This window comes from Pseudalkalibacillus sp. JSM 102089 (genome assembly GCF_041366475.1).
Classification (GTDB): Bacteria; Bacillota; Bacilli; order Bacillales; family Guptibacillaceae; genus Guptibacillus; species Guptibacillus hwajinpoensis_B.
Genome location: NZ_JBEWYW010000011.1, coordinates 36,009 through 52,372, shown reverse-complemented (window position 1 = coordinate 52,372; position 16,364 = coordinate 36,009). Strand labels below are relative to the sequence as shown.

The following is a 16,364-nucleotide window of genomic DNA, read 5'->3' as shown; positions in this document are numbered from 1 at the left end:
CACAATGGCAACAAAAGTAGGTATTAACGGTTTTGGACGTATTGGACGTAACGTATTCCGTGCAGCATTAAACAACCCTGGTGTTGATATTGTAGCTGTAAACGATCTTACAGATGCAAACATGCTTGCACACCTTCTAAAATACGATTCCGTACATGGAGAACTTAATGTTGAAGTTGAAGTTAACGGCGAGAATCTTGTAGTTAACGGAACTGAAATCACTGTTCTTTCTGAGCGCGACCCAGCACAACTTGGATGGGGAGATCTTGGTGTTGAAGTGGTAATCGAATCCACTGGCCGTTTCACAAACCGTGACGATGCTGCGAAGCACCTTGAAGCAGGAGCTAAGAAAGTTGTCATCTCCGCACCAGCTAAAGACGAAGATATTACAGTTGTTCTAGGTGTTAACGAAGACAAGTACGATGCAGCTAGCCATCACGTAATCTCAAACGCATCTTGTACGACAAACTGTCTTGCACCAGTTGCTAAAGTATTGAACGACAAGTTCGGTATTAAGCGTGGTCTAATGACTACAACTCACTCTTATACAAACGATCAGCAAATTCTTGATCTTCCACATAAAGACTACCGTCGTGCTCGTGCGGCAGCTGAAAATATCATCCCAACATCTACAGGCGCTGCTAAAGCAGTATCTCTTGTACTTCCAGAGCTTGATGGTAAGTTGAATGGTATGGCTATGCGCGTACCTACACCTAACGTATCAATCGTTGACCTTGTAGCTGAACTTGATAAAGACGTTTCAGTTGACGAAGTAAACGCTGCTCTTAAAGAAGCTGCTGAAGGCGACCTTAAAGGATACCTTGGTTATAGCGACGAGCCACTAGTATCAAAAGATTACAACGGTAACCCGAACTCTTCAATCGTAGATGGTCTTTCTACAATGGGTATCGATGGAAACATGGTTAAAGTTATCTCTTGGTACGACAACGAGTGGGGCTATTCTAACCGTGTAGTAGATCTAGTCGACTACATCGCTGCAAAAGGGCTATAATAAGAATTGTTAATAGAGGAGGAGGAAGTCTTGAGCCTTCCTCCTTTTCCATTGTCATTACTAACGATATAGCTATATTTAAAAGGTGGTATTAACGACCTTTTAAAACTTTATGCAGAGGAGGACATGCGTGATGAACAAAAAGTCAATTCGTGATGTTGAGTTAAAAGGCAAAAAGGTATTTTGTCGCGTTGATTTCAATGTACCTATGGATAATGGAAAGGTAACAGATGAAACGCGCATTAAAGCAGCACTTCCAACGATTCAGCATTTGGCTGATCAAGGAGCAAAAGTCATCCTTGCAAGCCATCTTGGTCGTCCTAAAGGTGAAGCTGTTGATGAGTTACGTCTTGATCCGGTTGCAGACCGTTTAAGCGACCTCATTGGCAAAACAGTAACAAAAACAGATGCAGTCTATGGTGAAGAAGTAGACCGTGCGATTGCAGGTCTTGAAGATGGCGATCTTCTTCTTATTGAGAATGTTCGTTTTGAAGCTGGAGAAGAGAAGAATGATGAAGAACTTGCGAAGAAATTTGCTGCAATGGCAGATCTTTACGTAAATGATGCTTTTGGAGCTGCACACCGTGCCCACGCTTCAACAGAAGGCATCGCTCATCATATTCCTGCTGTAGCTGGTTTTCTTATGGAAAAAGAACTTGAAGTTCTAGGAAGCGCGCTAACGGAGCCTTCTCGTCCATTTACTGCGATTATCGGTGGAGCGAAAGTAAAAGACAAAATCGGTGTGATTGATCATCTACTTGATAAAGTGGACAACTTGATCATCGGTGGTGGACTTGCTTATACATTCGTAAAAGCGCTTGGCCATGAGATCGGTCTTTCTCTACTTGAAGAAGACAAAATTGAGCTTGCGAAAACATTCATGGATAAAGCGAAAGATAAAGGCGTTAATTTCTATATGCCAGAAGACGTTGTTATTGGCGACGATTTCTCAAATGATGCAAACACGAAAATTGTAAGCATCGAAGAAATCCCTTCTGACTGGGAAGCGCTTGATATTGGACCAAAAACAAGAGAAACATACAGCAAAGTTGTTGCTGATTCCAAGCTAGTTATCTGGAACGGCCCTATGGGTGTATTCGAACTAGATGTTTACGCTAATGGAACAAAAGCAGTAGCAGAAGCACTTGCTAATGCAAATGATACGTATTCTGTTATTGGTGGCGGTGACTCTGCAGCAGCGGTTGAGAAATTCGGCTATGCTGATCAAATGAGCCATATCTCTACTGGTGGCGGTGCTTCTCTTGAGTTTATGGAAGGTAAAGAACTTCCTGGCGTTGTCGCACTTAACGACAAATAAAATACTTATGACTTAAATTTATAAAGGGATGGTGAGTGAACATGCGCAAACCAATCATCGCAGGTAACTGGAAGATGAACAAAACACTTACGGAAACAAAAAGCTTTGTTGACGAAGTGAAAGGACTTATTCCTAATGGCGATCGCGTAGATTCCGTTGTCTGTGCTCCTGCTCTTTTCCTTGATTATTTAACGGATGAGCTAGAAGGAACAGCACTTCAAGTAGGTGCTCAAAACATGCACTTTGAAGAAAATGGCGCGTTTACAGGTGAAATCAGCCCTGTCGCACTTAACGATCTTGGAGTAGGCTATGTTATTCTTGGTCACTCTGAACGCCGTGAGCTATTTGGTGAAACGGACGAAGTCGTTAACCAGAAAACTCATTCAGCGTTTAAACATAACCTAACACCGATCATCTGTGTTGGTGAAACGCTTGAACAGCGTGAAAGCAACGTAACAGAAGATGTCGTTAAAGAACAAGTTCAAAAGGCAATCGCTGGTCTTACAAATGAACAGGTAGCTCAATCTGTCATCGCATATGAGCCGATCTGGGCAATTGGAACTGGCAAAACAGCAACAAGCGATCAAGCAAATGATGTATGTGCATTTATCCGCGGCGTACTTAAAGACGAAACATCTGACGAAACAGCTAATGCGGTCCGTATCCAATATGGTGGCAGTGTGAAACCTGGTAACATTGACGAGCTTATGGGTAAATCCGACATTGATGGAGCTTTAGTCGGCGGTGCGAGTCTTGATGCGAAATCTTTCCTTCAGCTTTTGGAGGCTGGTCAGAATGCCTAAAAAGCCAGAAGCTTTAATCATCTTAGATGGTTTCGGCCTTAGAGATGAAGAAAAAGGAAATGCCGTAGCTCATGCGAAAAAACCGAATTTTGACCGTTACTGGAACCAATATCCACACGCTACCCTACAAGCGAGTGGTAAAGCAGTCGGTCTTCCAGACGGACAAATGGGTAACTCAGAAGTTGGCCACTTGAATATCGGTGCAGGACGCATTGTTTATCAAAGCTTAACAAGAGTAAATCTTGCAATTGAAGAAGGCGACTTCTTCGAGAACGAAACATTTCTAGAGGCTATTGACCATGCGAAGAAAAAAGGGACAAGCCTACACTTGTTCGGACTTCTTTCTGACGGTGGTATTCATAGTCACATTAAACATCTTTTCGCTCTTCTTGAACTTGCTGCTAAGCAAGGTTTAGAAGATGTCTATGTTCACGGTTTCCTTGATGGTCGTGATGTTGGCCAACAATCTGCGAAAACCTACATTCAGCAGTTAGAGGAAAAAATGGAAGAAGTCGGAGTAGGTCGTCTTGCGACTCTCTCAGGACGTTATTATTCCATGGACCGCGACAAGCGTTGGGATCGCGTAGAGAAGTCTTACCGTGCCCTGGCATACGGTGAAGGCCCTTCTTACAAAGATCCAAATGAGTTAATTGATGATAATTACAAGAATGAAATCTATGATGAATTCGTTCTTCCTTCCGTTATGACAGAAGAAGACGGTTCACCGATTGCGACGGTAGATGATGAGGATGCAGTAATCTTCTTTAACTTCCGTCCTGACCGAGCAATCCAGATTTCACAAGTCTTTACGAATGATGATTTCCGCGGTTTCGATCGTGGGGAAGAACGTCCGAAAGATCTTCACTTTGTCTCACTCACTCGTTTTAGTGAAACAGTTGGAGGCGACGTTGCTTTCAAACCAACAAACCTTGATAACACGCTTGGTGAAGTACTAGCTCAGCAGGACTACAAGCAGCTGCGTATTGCTGAGACAGAGAAATACCCACACGTTACTTTCTTCTTTAGCGGTGGACGCGAAGAAGAGTTTCCTGGGGAAGAGCGCATTCTTATCGACTCTCCGAAGGTTGCAACCTATGACTTGAAGCCGGAGATGAGTGCCTACGAAGTAACGGACGCGTTACTGAAAGAGCTCGATGCCGATAAGCACGATGCGATTATCTTGAACTTTGCTAACCCTGACATGGTAGGGCATTCCGGAATGCTTGAACCGACAGTCAAAGCGATTGAAGCTGTTGACGAATGTCTTGGTAAGATCGTTGATAAAATTTTAGAAAAAGGCGGAAATGCGATCATTACCGCTGACCACGGGAACTCTGATGAAGTCACGACGCTTGATGGCGATGCGATGACTGCTCATACAACGAATCCTGTACCTGTTATTGTTACTAAAGACGGTGCTGAGCTTCGTACAGACGGAATTCTTGCGGACCTTTCACCAACCCTTCTTGATTTGCTTGGCGGCAAGCAACCGAAGGAAATGACAGGGAAATCATTAATTAAATAACTTACATTTAAAGGAGATGACACGTTATGCCAATCATTACTGACGTTTATGCACGCGAGGTCCTTGACTCCCGCGGCAATCCAACAGTTGAAGTAGAAGTATTTACAGACGCAGGCGTTAAAGCACGCGCAATGGTACCATCTGGCGCATCCACTGGTGAATACGAAGCAGTTGAACTTCGTGACGGTGACAAAGATCGCTACCTTGGTAAAGGCGTAGAAAAAGCAGTAGCTAACATTAACGAAACAATCGCTCCAGAGCTAGTAGGAATGAGCGTTTACGACCAACTTGGAATCGACCACATGATGATCGACCTTGATGGTACTGATAACAAAGGTAAGCTAGGTGCTAACGCTATTCTTGGCGTATCTATGGCTGTTGCACGTGCAGCTGCTGAAGAGCTTGAACTTCCACTTTACGTTTATCTTGGTGGTTTCAATGCCAAAACTCTTCCAACACCAATGATGAACATTCTTAATGGTGGAGAGCACGCTGATAACAACGTAGACATTCAAGAATTTATGGTTATGCCTGTTGGAGCGCCTTCTTTCAAAGAAGCACTTCGCACTGGCGCTGAAATTTTCCACAGCCTTAAAGGTGTTTTGAAAGAAAAAGGCCTTAACACTTCTGTAGGTGACGAAGGCGGATTCGCTCCTAACCTTGGTTCAAACGAAGAAGCGATCCAAACAATTATCGAAGCAATCGAAAAAGCTGGCTACAAGCCTGGTGAAGAAGTAATGCTCGCTCTAGACGTAGCATCTTCTGAAATCTATAGCGACGGTAAGTACAATCTTGCTGGTGAAGGCGTAGTGAAGACATCTGAAGAAATGATCGAATTCTACAGCCAGCTATGTGAAAAATACCCAATCATCTCAATTGAAGATGGTCTTGACGAAAACGACTGGGAAGGCTGGGAGAAACTTACTCAAGCTCTTGGTGAGAAAGTTCAACTTGTTGGTGACGATCTTTTCGTTACAAACACAAACAAACTTTCTGAAGGAATCGAGCGCAGTGTAGGTAACTCTATCCTAATCAAAGTGAACCAAATTGGTACACTAACTGAAACGTTTGATGCTGTTGAAATGGCGAAGCGCGCTGGATACACAGCTGTTATCTCTCACCGTTCTGGTGAAACAGAAGATACAACAATCGCTGACATCGCTGTTGCGACTAACGCTGGACAAATTAAGACAGGCGCACCGTCTCGTACGGACCGCGTAGCTAAATACAACCAGCTTCTTCGTATCGAAGATGAGCTTGAGCACCTTGCAATCTACGGTGGCCGCACTAGCTTCTACAACTTAGATAAGAAGTAAGTTGAACAAACCCCCGCGTGAAGACGCGGGGGTTTTTGTTGGGTTCTTTTCTTTTTTAGCCTTTGTTAATGAACAGTGTGATTTTTTGCTGATTTGCGTGAAGTTGAGATTTCACGCAAATCAGTCACTACTCTTATCGGAACAACGTCTACAAAAACAGTCGTTACCGTTCAAGAAGTGTTAACACAATGTTTAAGAAGGTATGAGAATGTCCTGTATTACCGAAATAGATTGCTTTTACTGAAAAATTTATGGTAAATTGATAGTATTGGAAAGGCTATAGTCCGGGAGGTGGAATCATGCATCTTGCAGCTACAATTGCATTAGTTATCGTTTCAATCTTACTTATTACTGTCGTATTGCTTCAGTCTGGTAAAAGCGCTGGGTTATCAGGAGCCATTACAGGTGGAGCTGAGCAATTATTCGGAAAGCAAAAGGCCCGCGGCTTTGAAGCGGTTTTAAATAAAGTAACGGTAGTACTTGCCGTATTGTTCTTTGTTCTTTCAATTCTCGTTGCGTATCTCGTGTAATGTGATAAAGGAAGCAGCAGGTGTTGAACCACTTGCTGCTTTTTTCATTGGAGGAAATGAAAGTATCAATTTCAGTGAAGCCGAGATCTGGCGCTTATATCCGCTCGAGGTCTTAAGCATGTTGCGGGTGAAATAGGCTCCTGTGCTTTTTTAAAGAAGAAAGAAAAGCAAGTTTTTTGTCGAATGAAACAGGGAAATAAGCTAGAAGAACACATTCCTTTTTACTGAGGACGGAAACCGTTAAAATGCATATAAGGACTTCAATAGACAGGATAAATCGTTTTTTGAAGGTCAAACTAATGAGTAGGACTGGATTATTTAGAGGAGGATCACATCATGAAAGTAGTAGCACCCAAGCCATTTACATTTGAAGGAGGTAATCGCGCGGTACTCATGTTGCATGGCTTTACTGGTAATACAGCAGATGTCCGAATGATGGGACGTTATTTGCAGGAACAGGGATATACTTGTCATGCCCCGCAATATGAAGGACATGGCGTTCCCCCAGAAGAGTTAGTACATACAGGTCCTCAAGACTGGTGGAAAAACGTTAAAGAGGGGTATGAAAAGCTTAAAAGCATGGGGCATGAGGAAATAGCTGTTGTGGGATTATCGCTTGGAGGCGTATTTTCTTTAAAGCTCGGTTATACTGTTCCTGTAAAGGGAATCGTACCCATGTGCGCCCCAATGGATATGAAGGATGAAGAATCGATGTATCAGGGTGTTCTTTCTTACGCAAAAGAATATAAGAAATTTGAACGGAAGTCTCCTGAACAAATTGAAGAAGAAATGGAAGCGTTCAAAGAAACCCCAATGAACACGCTCGGAGAACTTCGAGACCTGATCTATGATGTGCGTGATAACATTGATATGATTTATGCTCCGACATTTGTCGCTCAGGCAAGACACGATGAGATGATTAATACGGAGAGTGCGAATGTTATTCATGATCATGTAGAATCAGATGTGAAGAGTTTGAAATGGTATGAGAATTCAACACACGCCATTACGCTTGGAAAAGAGAAAGAGGAACTTCATAAGGACGTACACGCATTTCTTGATGGACTTGATTGGTCTGAATAATCTACGGATATATTTTACTAGAAAGAAGGTGGAAGACAATGGCAGAAGAACATGAACAGAGAATATTGAGCTTCATGAAAGAGGAAGCATACAAACCACTAACTGTACAAGAACTTGAAGAAGTTTTTGGAGTGAAAGATTCAAGTGAGTTTAAGGAGTTTGTGAAAACCTTAAACGGGATGGAAGATGAAGGTTTAATTGTAAGAACAAGAAGTAACCGCTATGGCATTCCTGAGAAAATGAATCTTGTAAGAGGAAAGCTGCAGGTGCATGCAAAAGGCTTTGCATTCCTGATTTCAGATAGCGACACTGGCGAGAAGGATGTTTATATTAACCAGAGTGACCTTGAGGGAGCGATGAATGGAGACCGTGTCATCGCACGACTACATCAAAAATCATCAGGGACACGCCCAGAGGGGACCGTTATTCGTATCATTGAGCGAGGTGTTAAGCGCACAGTTGGTACATACTCTGACAGCAAGCATTTTGGTTTTGTGATTGCGGATGATAAACGAATCCCACATGACATTTTTATTCCAAAAGGGGCTACTGGTGGTGCGGTTGACGGCCACAAAGTCGTTGTTGAAATTACGAAGTATCCTGAAGGACGTATGAGTGCTGAAGGACGAATTACAGAAATACTAGGACACAAGAATGATCCTGGAGTAGATATTCTTTCCATTATTTATAAACATGAATTACCAGGCGAATTTCCGGATGCAACGATGAAACAGGCCAATGACACGCCTGATCAAATTGATGAGAAGGAAATTGAGGGTAGACGTGATTTGCGTGAAGAAACGATTGTAACGATTGATGGTGCTGATGCAAAAGACCTTGATGATGCGGTTAACGTTGTTAAACTTCCAAACGGGAACTATAAATTAGGTGTTCATATTGCAGACGTTACGTATTATGTCACTGAGAACTCTCCAATCGATCAAGAAGCGCTTGATCGTGGTACGAGTGTCTATCTTGTCGATCGTGTAATCCCGATGATTCCACACCGGTTATCAAACGGTATTTGTAGTTTAAATCCTCAAGTGGATCGTTTAACGATTTCGTGTGAAATGGAAATTACAACGCAGGGTGAAGTTGTGAATCATGAAATTTTCCCAAGCGTTATTCGTACAAATGAGCGAATGACATATACGGATGTACGTAAAATTCTTAAACGTGAAGACGATGAAGTACTTGAGCGCTATAAATCTCTAGTTACATTCTTCGATGGCATGGGAGAACTAGCTGAAATCTTAAGAAAAGGTCGCTTCGAACGAGGCGCTATTGATTTTGATTTTGCGGAAGCGAAAGTCCTTGTAGATGAAGAAGGGGCACCACAGGAGATTGTTCAACGAGAACGCTCGGTAGCTGAACGCTTAATTGAAGAATTTATGCTTGTAGCGAACGAAACAGTTGCACAGCACTTCCATTTCATGGAAGTTCCGTTTATGTACCGTATTCACGAAGATCCAGATTCAGACAAACTCAATACATTCTTTGAGTTTATTACAAACTTCGGCTATGTCGTACGAGGTAATGCTAACACGGTGCACCCGCGTGCGCTTCAAAAGCTTTTAGAAGAAGTGAAAGGTGAGCCAGAAGAAGCGGTCATCAGTAAGGTTATGCTTCGCTCTATGCAACAGGCGAAATACTTCCCTGAAAGTCTCGGCCACTTCGGTTTATCGACAGATTTCTATACGCATTTCACATCGCCAATTCGTCGTTATCCTGACTTAATTGTGCATCGTTTAATTCGTACGTACCTGTTTGAGAAAAAAGTCGACAATCAGACAACTTCTAAGTGGGGCGAAGCGCTTGGTGAAATCGCTCAGCACGCTTCAGCGATGGAACGACGTGCAGTTGACGCTGAACGTGAAACCGATGATCTGAAAAAAGCTGAGTTTATGAAAGATAAAATTGGGGAAGAGTTCGAAGGCGTGATTAGCGGCGTAACAAACTTTGGCTTATTTGTTGAATTGCCAAATACGATCGAAGGGCTTGTCCACGTTAGCTATTTAACCGATGACTATTACCATTATGACGAAGGTGCTTATGCGATGATCGGCGAACGTACCGGTAACGTATACCGCATCGGTGACGAAATCGCCATTCGCGTCTTAAATGTTAACATTGACGAACGAGCGATCGACTTCGAAATTGTTGGCATGAAGCCACCGAAAGAACGTCGTCGTAGAGAAAGTCCTAAAGTTATTGAAGGCGGAAAGCGTAAAAAACGTGGGAAGTCATCGAATAAAACAACTGATGCAGGACAGAAAAAAAGAAAGTTCTCTCCACCTAAAGATGGTCAGGGAACGAAAAAGAAAGCAAAAAACAAAAAGAAAAAACGTCGAAATAATAATGCCTAACTAGCGATATTTCGATCATGTCGGTCGGAGTAAGTCATCTTGACTTATTCTGACCAAATTGATATACTGGAGTTCGACGTTTGAGAGGGGGGACGGTCATGCCAAAAGGTGATGGTGGACTCATTGCACAAAATAAGAAAGCAAGACACGATTATTCTGTTATTGAAACATATGAAGCAGGTCTAGTTCTACAGGGAACTGAAATTAAATCCATCAGGGCAAGACGCGTAAACCTGAAAGACTCTCACGCCATTATTCGTAAAGGCGAAATTTTTCTTATCAATATGCACGTCAATGAATATGAGCAGGGAAATCGTTTTAATCACGATCCAACCCGTACTCGTAAGCTATTGATGAAGAGGAAAGAGATTGATAAGCTCCTTGGCTTAACGAAAGAACAGGGCTATACAATTATTCCGCTTAAAGTATATATTAAGAATGGTTATGCGAAAGTACTTCTAGGTCTTGCCAAAGGTAAGAAAAAGTACGATAAGCGCCAAGATCTGAAAGATAAAACGATGAAGCGTGAAGTGGATAAAGCGTTGAAAGAGCGTCAGCGGATATAGTTTCCATTTGATTGGAAGCTGATCTGTGTTATACTAACTATTACCGAAACAACATATGAAGCTTAAGTGCTTTCCCGTTTTCGGTTCTCATTTCTTATATGGGGACGTTACGGATTCGACAGGGATAGGTCGAGCTTAAGTCGCGAGTCGAGTTGGCGAGCTACGTTAAAAACGCCATGCCTATAACTGGCAAAGAAAACAACAACTTCGCACTAGCAGCGTAAGCTGTTTTGCGGTTCCTCCCTCCATCGCCCATGTGGTAGGGTAAGGGACTCAACTTAAGTGGGATACGCCAACAATCCACCGTCTGAGGAAAGTTGGAAGAGATTAACCAGACTAGCTACAAGGACGCCTGTCGTTGGGCAGAATTGTAGTGAAACACTAATATAACGACTACACTCGTAGAAGCTTAAGTGCCGATATCTCTGGACGTGGGTTCGACTCCCACCGTCTCCACCAAATACATATTTGGTGGTTTTTTATTTGAAAAAAATCACTTCACTAAAAAAAAGCGGAGAACGTGAACTTTCACGTTCTCCGCTTTTTTTAGTGACTAATTTGTTTCCCCTGGAGACGTTTAGTAAAAGAATCAGCTTGAGGGGTGACCGCAACATGGCCGAGTGCTTTTCCTAATCCAAAAGCAGGCATATTTCCATAAAGGGTTTCATAGTGAGAGCTCGGAAGGACGTATGTTTCATGATAAATACCGACAGCACGGTTATTTCCGATCTTTTGATTGAAGTTTTTCCATGCTTTTAAATGAGCTTGACCATGCGCATAATGGCGTAGGTCATCAGATGAGCGCCAGTATTGAAGAAGTAGCGTTGTACGGAAACTAAAGAAGTTTTCCATAGAAAGGCACCCTAACTGTTTATTGGTGCTAAGCTCACGAATCATGCCAGGCATCGCAAGAAAGACTGGAAGCCATTTATGCACAGCCCACCACTGATTGATTCGCATGCCAATGAGAAATACTACAACGTCCTGTCCTTTATCCACCGTGTAGCGCCCGCTAAAGACCTGATTTGCCATCTGAATTTCCTCCTCTAGAGCTTTATTTTCGCATCCTTTGCCCATTCAATAGCAACTTTTGTCGTTCGTTTCCCATAGTCAAGAGTCATAAGCCAGAACTTTGCATCCCCCTGATCACCATACGTTTGTACAATCATCTCCTCGATGGCTTCATAAGTTTTGAAGCGATCGAGGAGTTTGGCGAGATAGCTTTCCAATTGCTTTTTGACTGCTTCATCACTCTGATGATGACTAAAAAACAGCTTAAGCAATAACTCATTTTTCTCTAAAGCTACTTCCTCAACAGGCGTTTCCATCCACTTTTTGAGCGCATCCCAGCCCAATTGTGTTAATTCATATTCCTTTTTGTCTGGCTTACCGGATTCGCTTTGTTTTTGGACCGTTATAAGTTCTTCATCTAGAAGACTTTTCAGTGTCGGATAAATTTGACCGTAGCTGATTTTCCAAAAATGATTCAAGCTATCATCCATCATTTGTTTCATTGAATAGCCAGTGCGACAACCGGTAGTTAGTAAGCCTAAAATAGCAAATTTCGTATTTGATTGTTTTTCCATTTTTCTCACCCTATATCTAAAAGATATGTATCAATTAGATATATGATAGCACGTTTTTTGAAAATATAGAAATTAAATTATGGTTATTATTTAGAGTTGGCATTATGTCTATCAACTTGTTCAAATACACTCTAAAAAACAAGCCGCCCTTTTGGACGACTTGTTTGGTTTTCTATTCAGATGCTACTTTGGTTTCTTCGTGGTCTGAAACTTCCAAGTTGCGTTGAGTAAACACTTTTTCGGCAAGCGTAAGCGCATTAAGAGCTCGTGGAAAGCCTGTATAGGGAATGAGTTGTATGTCCCCAATCTATGATGCCGTCAGCCCGGAGGTGAGTACGGTATTGATGTGAAGTTCAAGCAGAGGTTCTGTTCCTTGAGTCACAAGTGATGAAAGGGTAACGAGTGCTCTTTGCTGATTCGTTAACCCATCACGAGAGTAGATGTCTCAAGGAAATTCGATAATATATTTACCAACATCAGGAGGAATTTCCTCCAGGTCATCTGAGATTTTCAAATGAGTTGATATGTCGTCATTTGATGATAATGTGTATTCCATTAATTTATCTAGACCTTGCTGCAGGCGATCTTTTTCCATTGTAAAAGCCTCCTATAATATATCCTTTAGTAAGATAAAGTTCCCTACTATACCATGCGGAATCTCTTGTGTGAAATACCTATTTTAAATAGAGTCTATTCGAATAAGATATACAACTAGATAGAAGACTTAATGTAGTTTATAAAAGCACGGGATGCGTAAGAGATATATTTTTCTTTTCGGAGGATAATTCCGAGGTCCCATGGTATTGAAGGATTTACAATTGGGACAGAGACCACATTATCTTGATTGATTTTTCTGAGAATAGATTTAGGGAAGAACGTAATTCCTAAATTGTGACTAACCATATCGCTAATGAAATCCCATTGAGAACTAACATACGATATTTGAGGCTCAAAACCTGCTTGGCGACACTGTTCAATCATCTGATCATGTAGCATGAAGTCTTCACTAAATAGAATGATCTGCTCATTACGTAAATCACTAATTGAGACCTCACTTTTTTCGGCGAATGGATGCGAACTGTGCACAAAAAGCATTAATTCTTCCTTTGTGAACGGAAGTGTTTCAAATTTTGTTTCATTAACAGGTAAGAGGCCGACTGCAAAATCTAGTTCTCCATCAAGGATTTTTTGTTGAGCAATGTTAGCTCCGTGCTCCATTAGTTCAATCGTAATATCGGGGTAAAGTTGTTGAAACCCTTTCAAAATACCTGGGAAGTAGAGGGCGCCGATGAGTGGCGGGAGACCAACTTTAATGTGCCCTTTCTTTAAGTTCATCATGTCATATAAGTGAGAAGAAAGATCGTCTACCATATTCAGTATTTTTTCACCTTGAAGATACACGATTTTTCCTGCATCGGTTAGTTCGCTCGATCGTGCCGAGCGATCGAGTAGTTCAACATCTAACTCGGCTTCTAAACTTTTCACCATTTTACTTAAAGTTGGCTGAGAGATGTAGAGCGAGTGTGAGGCTTTCGTAAAGCTTTTTTGCTTCGCAACTTCAACGAAATAGGCTAACTGCTTAATGTCCATATGGAAGCTCCTGTCTCTATTCCCATCAGAATGAGAAATGCATTATGGTTTATTGTAGTCGCAAATGATCTGTGAATTCAACCATAGACGGGGATTCTAGACCTATTTTTTACGAGAGCTGTTACATATGTAGAAAAGAGGGGTAAGGAAGAAGGCAATCAAATATCTTATGGAGGTGCTCGTTTTGAGTAAAAAAGTATTAATCATTTCCGGTGATGCTGTTGAAGCGCTTGAGATTTTCTACCCTTACTATCGCTGTCTAGAGGAAGGTTTTGACGTGACGATCGCATCCCCTACCGCTAAAAAACTACAAACGGTATGCCACGACTTTACAGATGAAATGGAAACGTTTGTTGAGAAGCAAGCCTATGGAATTGAATCACATGTAGCGTTTGCAGAAATCAAGCCGGCAGAGTACGATGGTTTAATTATTCCAGGCGGACGAGCACCAGAATACATTCGAATGGATGAGAGCGTACCTGGCATCGTAAGACATTTCTTTGAGGAAAATAAACCAGTAGGTGCAATTTGTCATGCGGCACAGGTTCTTAATGTGGTTCCTGATATTATGAAAGATCGCGAGTATACCGCGTATCCAGCTTGTAAACCAGATGTAACCGCATGTGGCGCTACATACATTGATGAAAAGGTCCATACGCGTGATAATCTCGTCTCAGGGCAGGCATGGCCAGATTTACCAGGATTCATGAAAGAATTTCTCCGTTTATTAAAATAATGATACACGTAACCCCCTGATTGAGAGATCAGGGGGTTCTTTAAGAGGAAGGATATTTCGTTTGGCCAATAGCTGAAATAACAGACCCAACCGCTTGAATCCAGCTTCCTACGACATTAATATTTGTTGCATCTTCATTGTTGAGCTCTTTAATTCCTGAAATCGCTTGAAGCGAATTGCCGACCGCCTGAAGGAAGTTCCCATAAATGCTATACAATGCTGAAGCCGAGACTTCTCCTTCTAATGCATCTGCAAGAGATACCCCTCCACCGAGAGCTTGGAGCCAGTTTCCATCAATATTCAGTATTTGCTTCACTCGATCATCAAAATCAATCAGAATCCCTGTCACAACCGTCGAATTCCCAATTGCCTGAAGCTGATTGCCAATCTTGTCTAATGAAGGGGGAGTAATCGTATCAGCGATTAGAGCGTTTCCTGTTCCCTGCATCACATTTCCAATAAGATTTAAACTATCAAGTATTGATGAGGGGATTTCTTTTATAGGTGTACTTCCAATAGCGGCTAAGATCGTTCCAATTGCCTGTACCCATGATCCAAAAACACCTTTTACTTCATTGTTCATGATGTGATCGCCTTCTTCAAAAGTCGCCCTATTGTATTCTATACAAAATAGCAAAATAGGTTAATCAAACGGGAGGATTTGATGGGAAACTAACTCACATCAACATTCAAAGGCTTAACATAGACGTTCTGGCGATATTTAAAAAAGAAAATAGCTGTGATCGCCATCGACATTATACCAAAGATGACAGACATCATTTGAAGCCCGATCAAATCAAGCATCAATCCCGTTAATAGGAGTACAACTTGAAAAATGATGCGATCAAGCATGTTACGGAATGAGAAGAAACGACCGTGATATTCTTTAGGTACCCTCGTTTGGAAAATGGTAGCAGCTGTTGGAAAGAAGCAGCCGACTGAGAAACCGAATACCGCAAATGCTACAACGGAAAGAATCGGGCTGTTTGCGAAAAAGAGCAGCAGTTGAGAGAGTCCAATAATAAATGAAAAAAGAAATAAAATTGTGTATGGTGATTGTTTCCTAGAAAGCCTTTTGACTGCGAAAGCACCGATCATGAAGGAAAGACCTTCAGCGGTGTAAATCCAACTTTTGATGAGAGGATTATCTTGAAGCTCACTAATACTAATAACAAGCAAATTAAAACCACCAATAAACAAAAGAGGAACCATCGTCATAATTAGTGTCATTGTCACAATGGGCAGCTGTTTAATAATTGGAAACAAATGTTTGAAGCCACTTTCTGCTTTTGATCGATGCGAAACAGAGACGGTCGGTTCATCGATCGCAAGAAAAAGCGTAAAGATTACAAGTAAAAGGTAGGCTCCTAAAGAAAGAATATACATAGTCGATAAAGACATGATCGCAAGAAAGATTCCGGCAATAGCTGTACCCAGTACTCTTGAAAGTGTAGCGACATTCATATGAATCCCGTTCATTTGCAGGAGCTCTTTTTCTTTCACGACAAGTGGAATGGCTGCTTGGAGAGCAGGAAAGTAAAAAGCCGCAGCGGTCTGAATAAGAATGAGAAAAACAACCATCCAGAGAACGGACCCCGTTTGAAGAGCCACTAACATAAAGATCACGCTAATGGCTCGTGCAAGTCCAGCTACGATCATCACCGTCTTCTTTTTCACTTGATCGGTCACTCGTCCTGCATAGGGGCCAATCGCTACACCAGCAAGAAGTCCGATCGCAAGTATGACAGCTTTCATAAAATCAGAAGGCACTTTCTCTTGCATAAATTCTAAGTTGCCAATAATACCGAGCCATAAGCCGAGTCCAGCTACAAATTCACCAATTAATAAAATCCAGACATTTTTGTTCTGCCACATCATTTTGACCTCGATCTTCTTTAGTTTCTAATATCATACCATGAGCGGTAAACATAAA

15 protein-coding genes, 1 other RNA gene and 1 pseudogene are annotated in these 16,364 nt (G+C 41.9%); 11 read left to right on the top strand and 6 right to left on the bottom strand.

What is annotated here, in order from left to right; genetic code table 11:
• Nucleotides 1-4: 4 nt before the first annotated feature.
• The 10 genes from gap to ssrA all read left to right on the top strand — a co-directional run bounded on the left by gap (nt 5) and on the right by ssrA (nt 10,978).
• The gene (gap, locus tag ABVF21_RS18815) at nt 5-1,012 is read left to right on the top strand and encodes a type I glyceraldehyde-3-phosphate dehydrogenase (RefSeq protein ID WP_194218790.1); all 1,008 of its coding nucleotides are present in this window, start codon (nt 5-7) and stop codon (nt 1,010-1,012) included.
• Between the two features lie 133 nt (nt 1,013-1,145).
• Nucleotides 1,146-2,330 carry a phosphoglycerate kinase gene (locus ABVF21_RS18810; protein WP_283153606.1) on the top strand — a complete coding sequence of 395 codons (1,185 nt, stop codon included), beginning with the start codon at nt 1,146-1,148 and terminating at the stop codon, nt 2,328-2,330.
• Nucleotides 2,331-2,371: 41 nt separating this feature from the next.
• Nucleotides 2,372-3,133 carry a triose-phosphate isomerase gene (gene tpiA, locus ABVF21_RS18805; RefSeq protein ID WP_283154257.1) on the top strand — a complete coding sequence of 254 codons (762 nt, stop codon included), beginning with the start codon at nt 2,372-2,374 and terminating at the stop codon, nt 3,131-3,133.
• Nucleotides 3,126-4,658: a 2,3-bisphosphoglycerate-independent phosphoglycerate mutase gene (gpmI, locus tag ABVF21_RS18800; protein WP_194218793.1), complete on the top strand. Its 1,533-nt coding sequence runs from the start codon at nt 3,126-3,128 to the stop codon at nt 4,656-4,658. The genes tpiA and gpmI overlap by 8 nt, the downstream gene beginning before the upstream one ends.
• Before the next feature lie 26 nt (nt 4,659-4,684).
• Entirely contained in the window at nt 4,685-5,974 is a 1,290-nt protein-coding gene (gene eno, locus ABVF21_RS18795) for a phosphopyruvate hydratase (protein ID WP_283153608.1), read from the top strand.
• Nucleotides 5,975-6,273: 299 nt separating this feature from the next.
• Nucleotides 6,274-6,504 (top strand): preprotein translocase subunit SecG, encoded by a 231-nt coding sequence (gene secG, locus ABVF21_RS18790; protein WP_098445013.1) that lies wholly within the window; start codon nt 6,274-6,276, stop codon nt 6,502-6,504.
• Nucleotides 6,505-6,840: 336 nt separating this feature from the next.
• Nucleotides 6,841-7,587 (top strand): alpha/beta hydrolase, encoded by a 747-nt coding sequence (locus ABVF21_RS18785; RefSeq protein ID WP_283153609.1) that lies wholly within the window; start codon nt 6,841-6,843, stop codon nt 7,585-7,587.
• A 38-nt stretch (nt 7,588-7,625) separates the two neighbouring features.
• Nucleotides 7,626-9,953 carry a ribonuclease R gene (rnr, locus tag ABVF21_RS18780; RefSeq protein WP_303535211.1) on the top strand — a complete coding sequence of 776 codons (2,328 nt, stop codon included), beginning with the start codon at nt 7,626-7,628 and terminating at the stop codon, nt 9,951-9,953.
• A 98-nt stretch (nt 9,954-10,051) separates the two neighbouring features.
• Nucleotides 10,052-10,519: an SsrA-binding protein SmpB gene (smpB, locus tag ABVF21_RS18775; protein WP_194218797.1), complete on the top strand. Its 468-nt coding sequence runs from the start codon at nt 10,052-10,054 to the stop codon at nt 10,517-10,519.
• A 100-nt stretch (nt 10,520-10,619) separates the two neighbouring features.
• Nucleotides 10,620-10,978: a transfer-messenger RNA gene (gene ssrA / locus ABVF21_RS18770) on the top strand.
• A gap of 87 nt (nt 10,979-11,065) precedes the next feature.
• Here the strand turns inward: ssrA and ABVF21_RS18765 are convergent.
• The 4 genes and pseudogenes from ABVF21_RS18765 to ABVF21_RS18750 form a co-directional block, all read right to left on the bottom strand.
• A complete protein-coding gene (locus ABVF21_RS18765) occupies nt 11,066-11,551 on the bottom strand; it encodes a DUF4188 domain-containing protein (RefSeq protein ID WP_194218801.1) in 486 nt (161 codons plus the stop codon).
• Nucleotides 11,552-11,565: 14 nt separating this feature from the next.
• On the bottom strand, nt 11,566-12,105 hold the full coding sequence (locus ABVF21_RS18760; protein ID WP_371018761.1) for a PadR family transcriptional regulator: 540 nt from the start codon (nt 12,103-12,105) through the stop codon (nt 11,566-11,568).
• A gap of 172 nt (nt 12,106-12,277) precedes the next feature.
• Nucleotides 12,278-12,700: pseudogene (locus ABVF21_RS18755) on the bottom strand (carboxymuconolactone decarboxylase family protein).
• A 116-nt stretch (nt 12,701-12,816) separates the two neighbouring features.
• Nucleotides 12,817-13,695: a LysR family transcriptional regulator gene (locus tag ABVF21_RS18750; protein WP_283153623.1), complete on the bottom strand. Its 879-nt coding sequence runs from the start codon at nt 13,693-13,695 to the stop codon at nt 12,817-12,819.
• A 184-nt stretch (nt 13,696-13,879) separates the two neighbouring features.
• On the opposite strand from ABVF21_RS18750, the gene ABVF21_RS18745 reads away from it, so the two are divergent.
• A complete protein-coding gene (locus ABVF21_RS18745; RefSeq protein ID WP_226615226.1) occupies nt 13,880-14,431 on the top strand; it encodes a DJ-1/PfpI family protein in 552 nt (183 codons plus the stop codon).
• A 40-nt stretch (nt 14,432-14,471) separates the two neighbouring features.
• Here the strand turns inward: ABVF21_RS18745 and ABVF21_RS18740 are convergent, their stop codons facing one another.
• Both ABVF21_RS18740 and ABVF21_RS18735 read right to left on the bottom strand, forming a co-directional pair.
• A complete protein-coding gene (locus ABVF21_RS18740; protein ID WP_283153624.1) occupies nt 14,472-15,014 on the bottom strand; it encodes a DUF6944 family repetitive protein in 543 nt (180 codons plus the stop codon).
• 89 nt (nt 15,015-15,103) lie between these two features.
• Nucleotides 15,104-16,306: an MFS transporter gene (locus ABVF21_RS18735; protein WP_303535216.1), complete on the bottom strand. Its 1,203-nt coding sequence runs from the start codon at nt 16,304-16,306 to the stop codon at nt 15,104-15,106.
• Between the last annotated feature and the right edge of the window lie 58 nt (nt 16,307-16,364).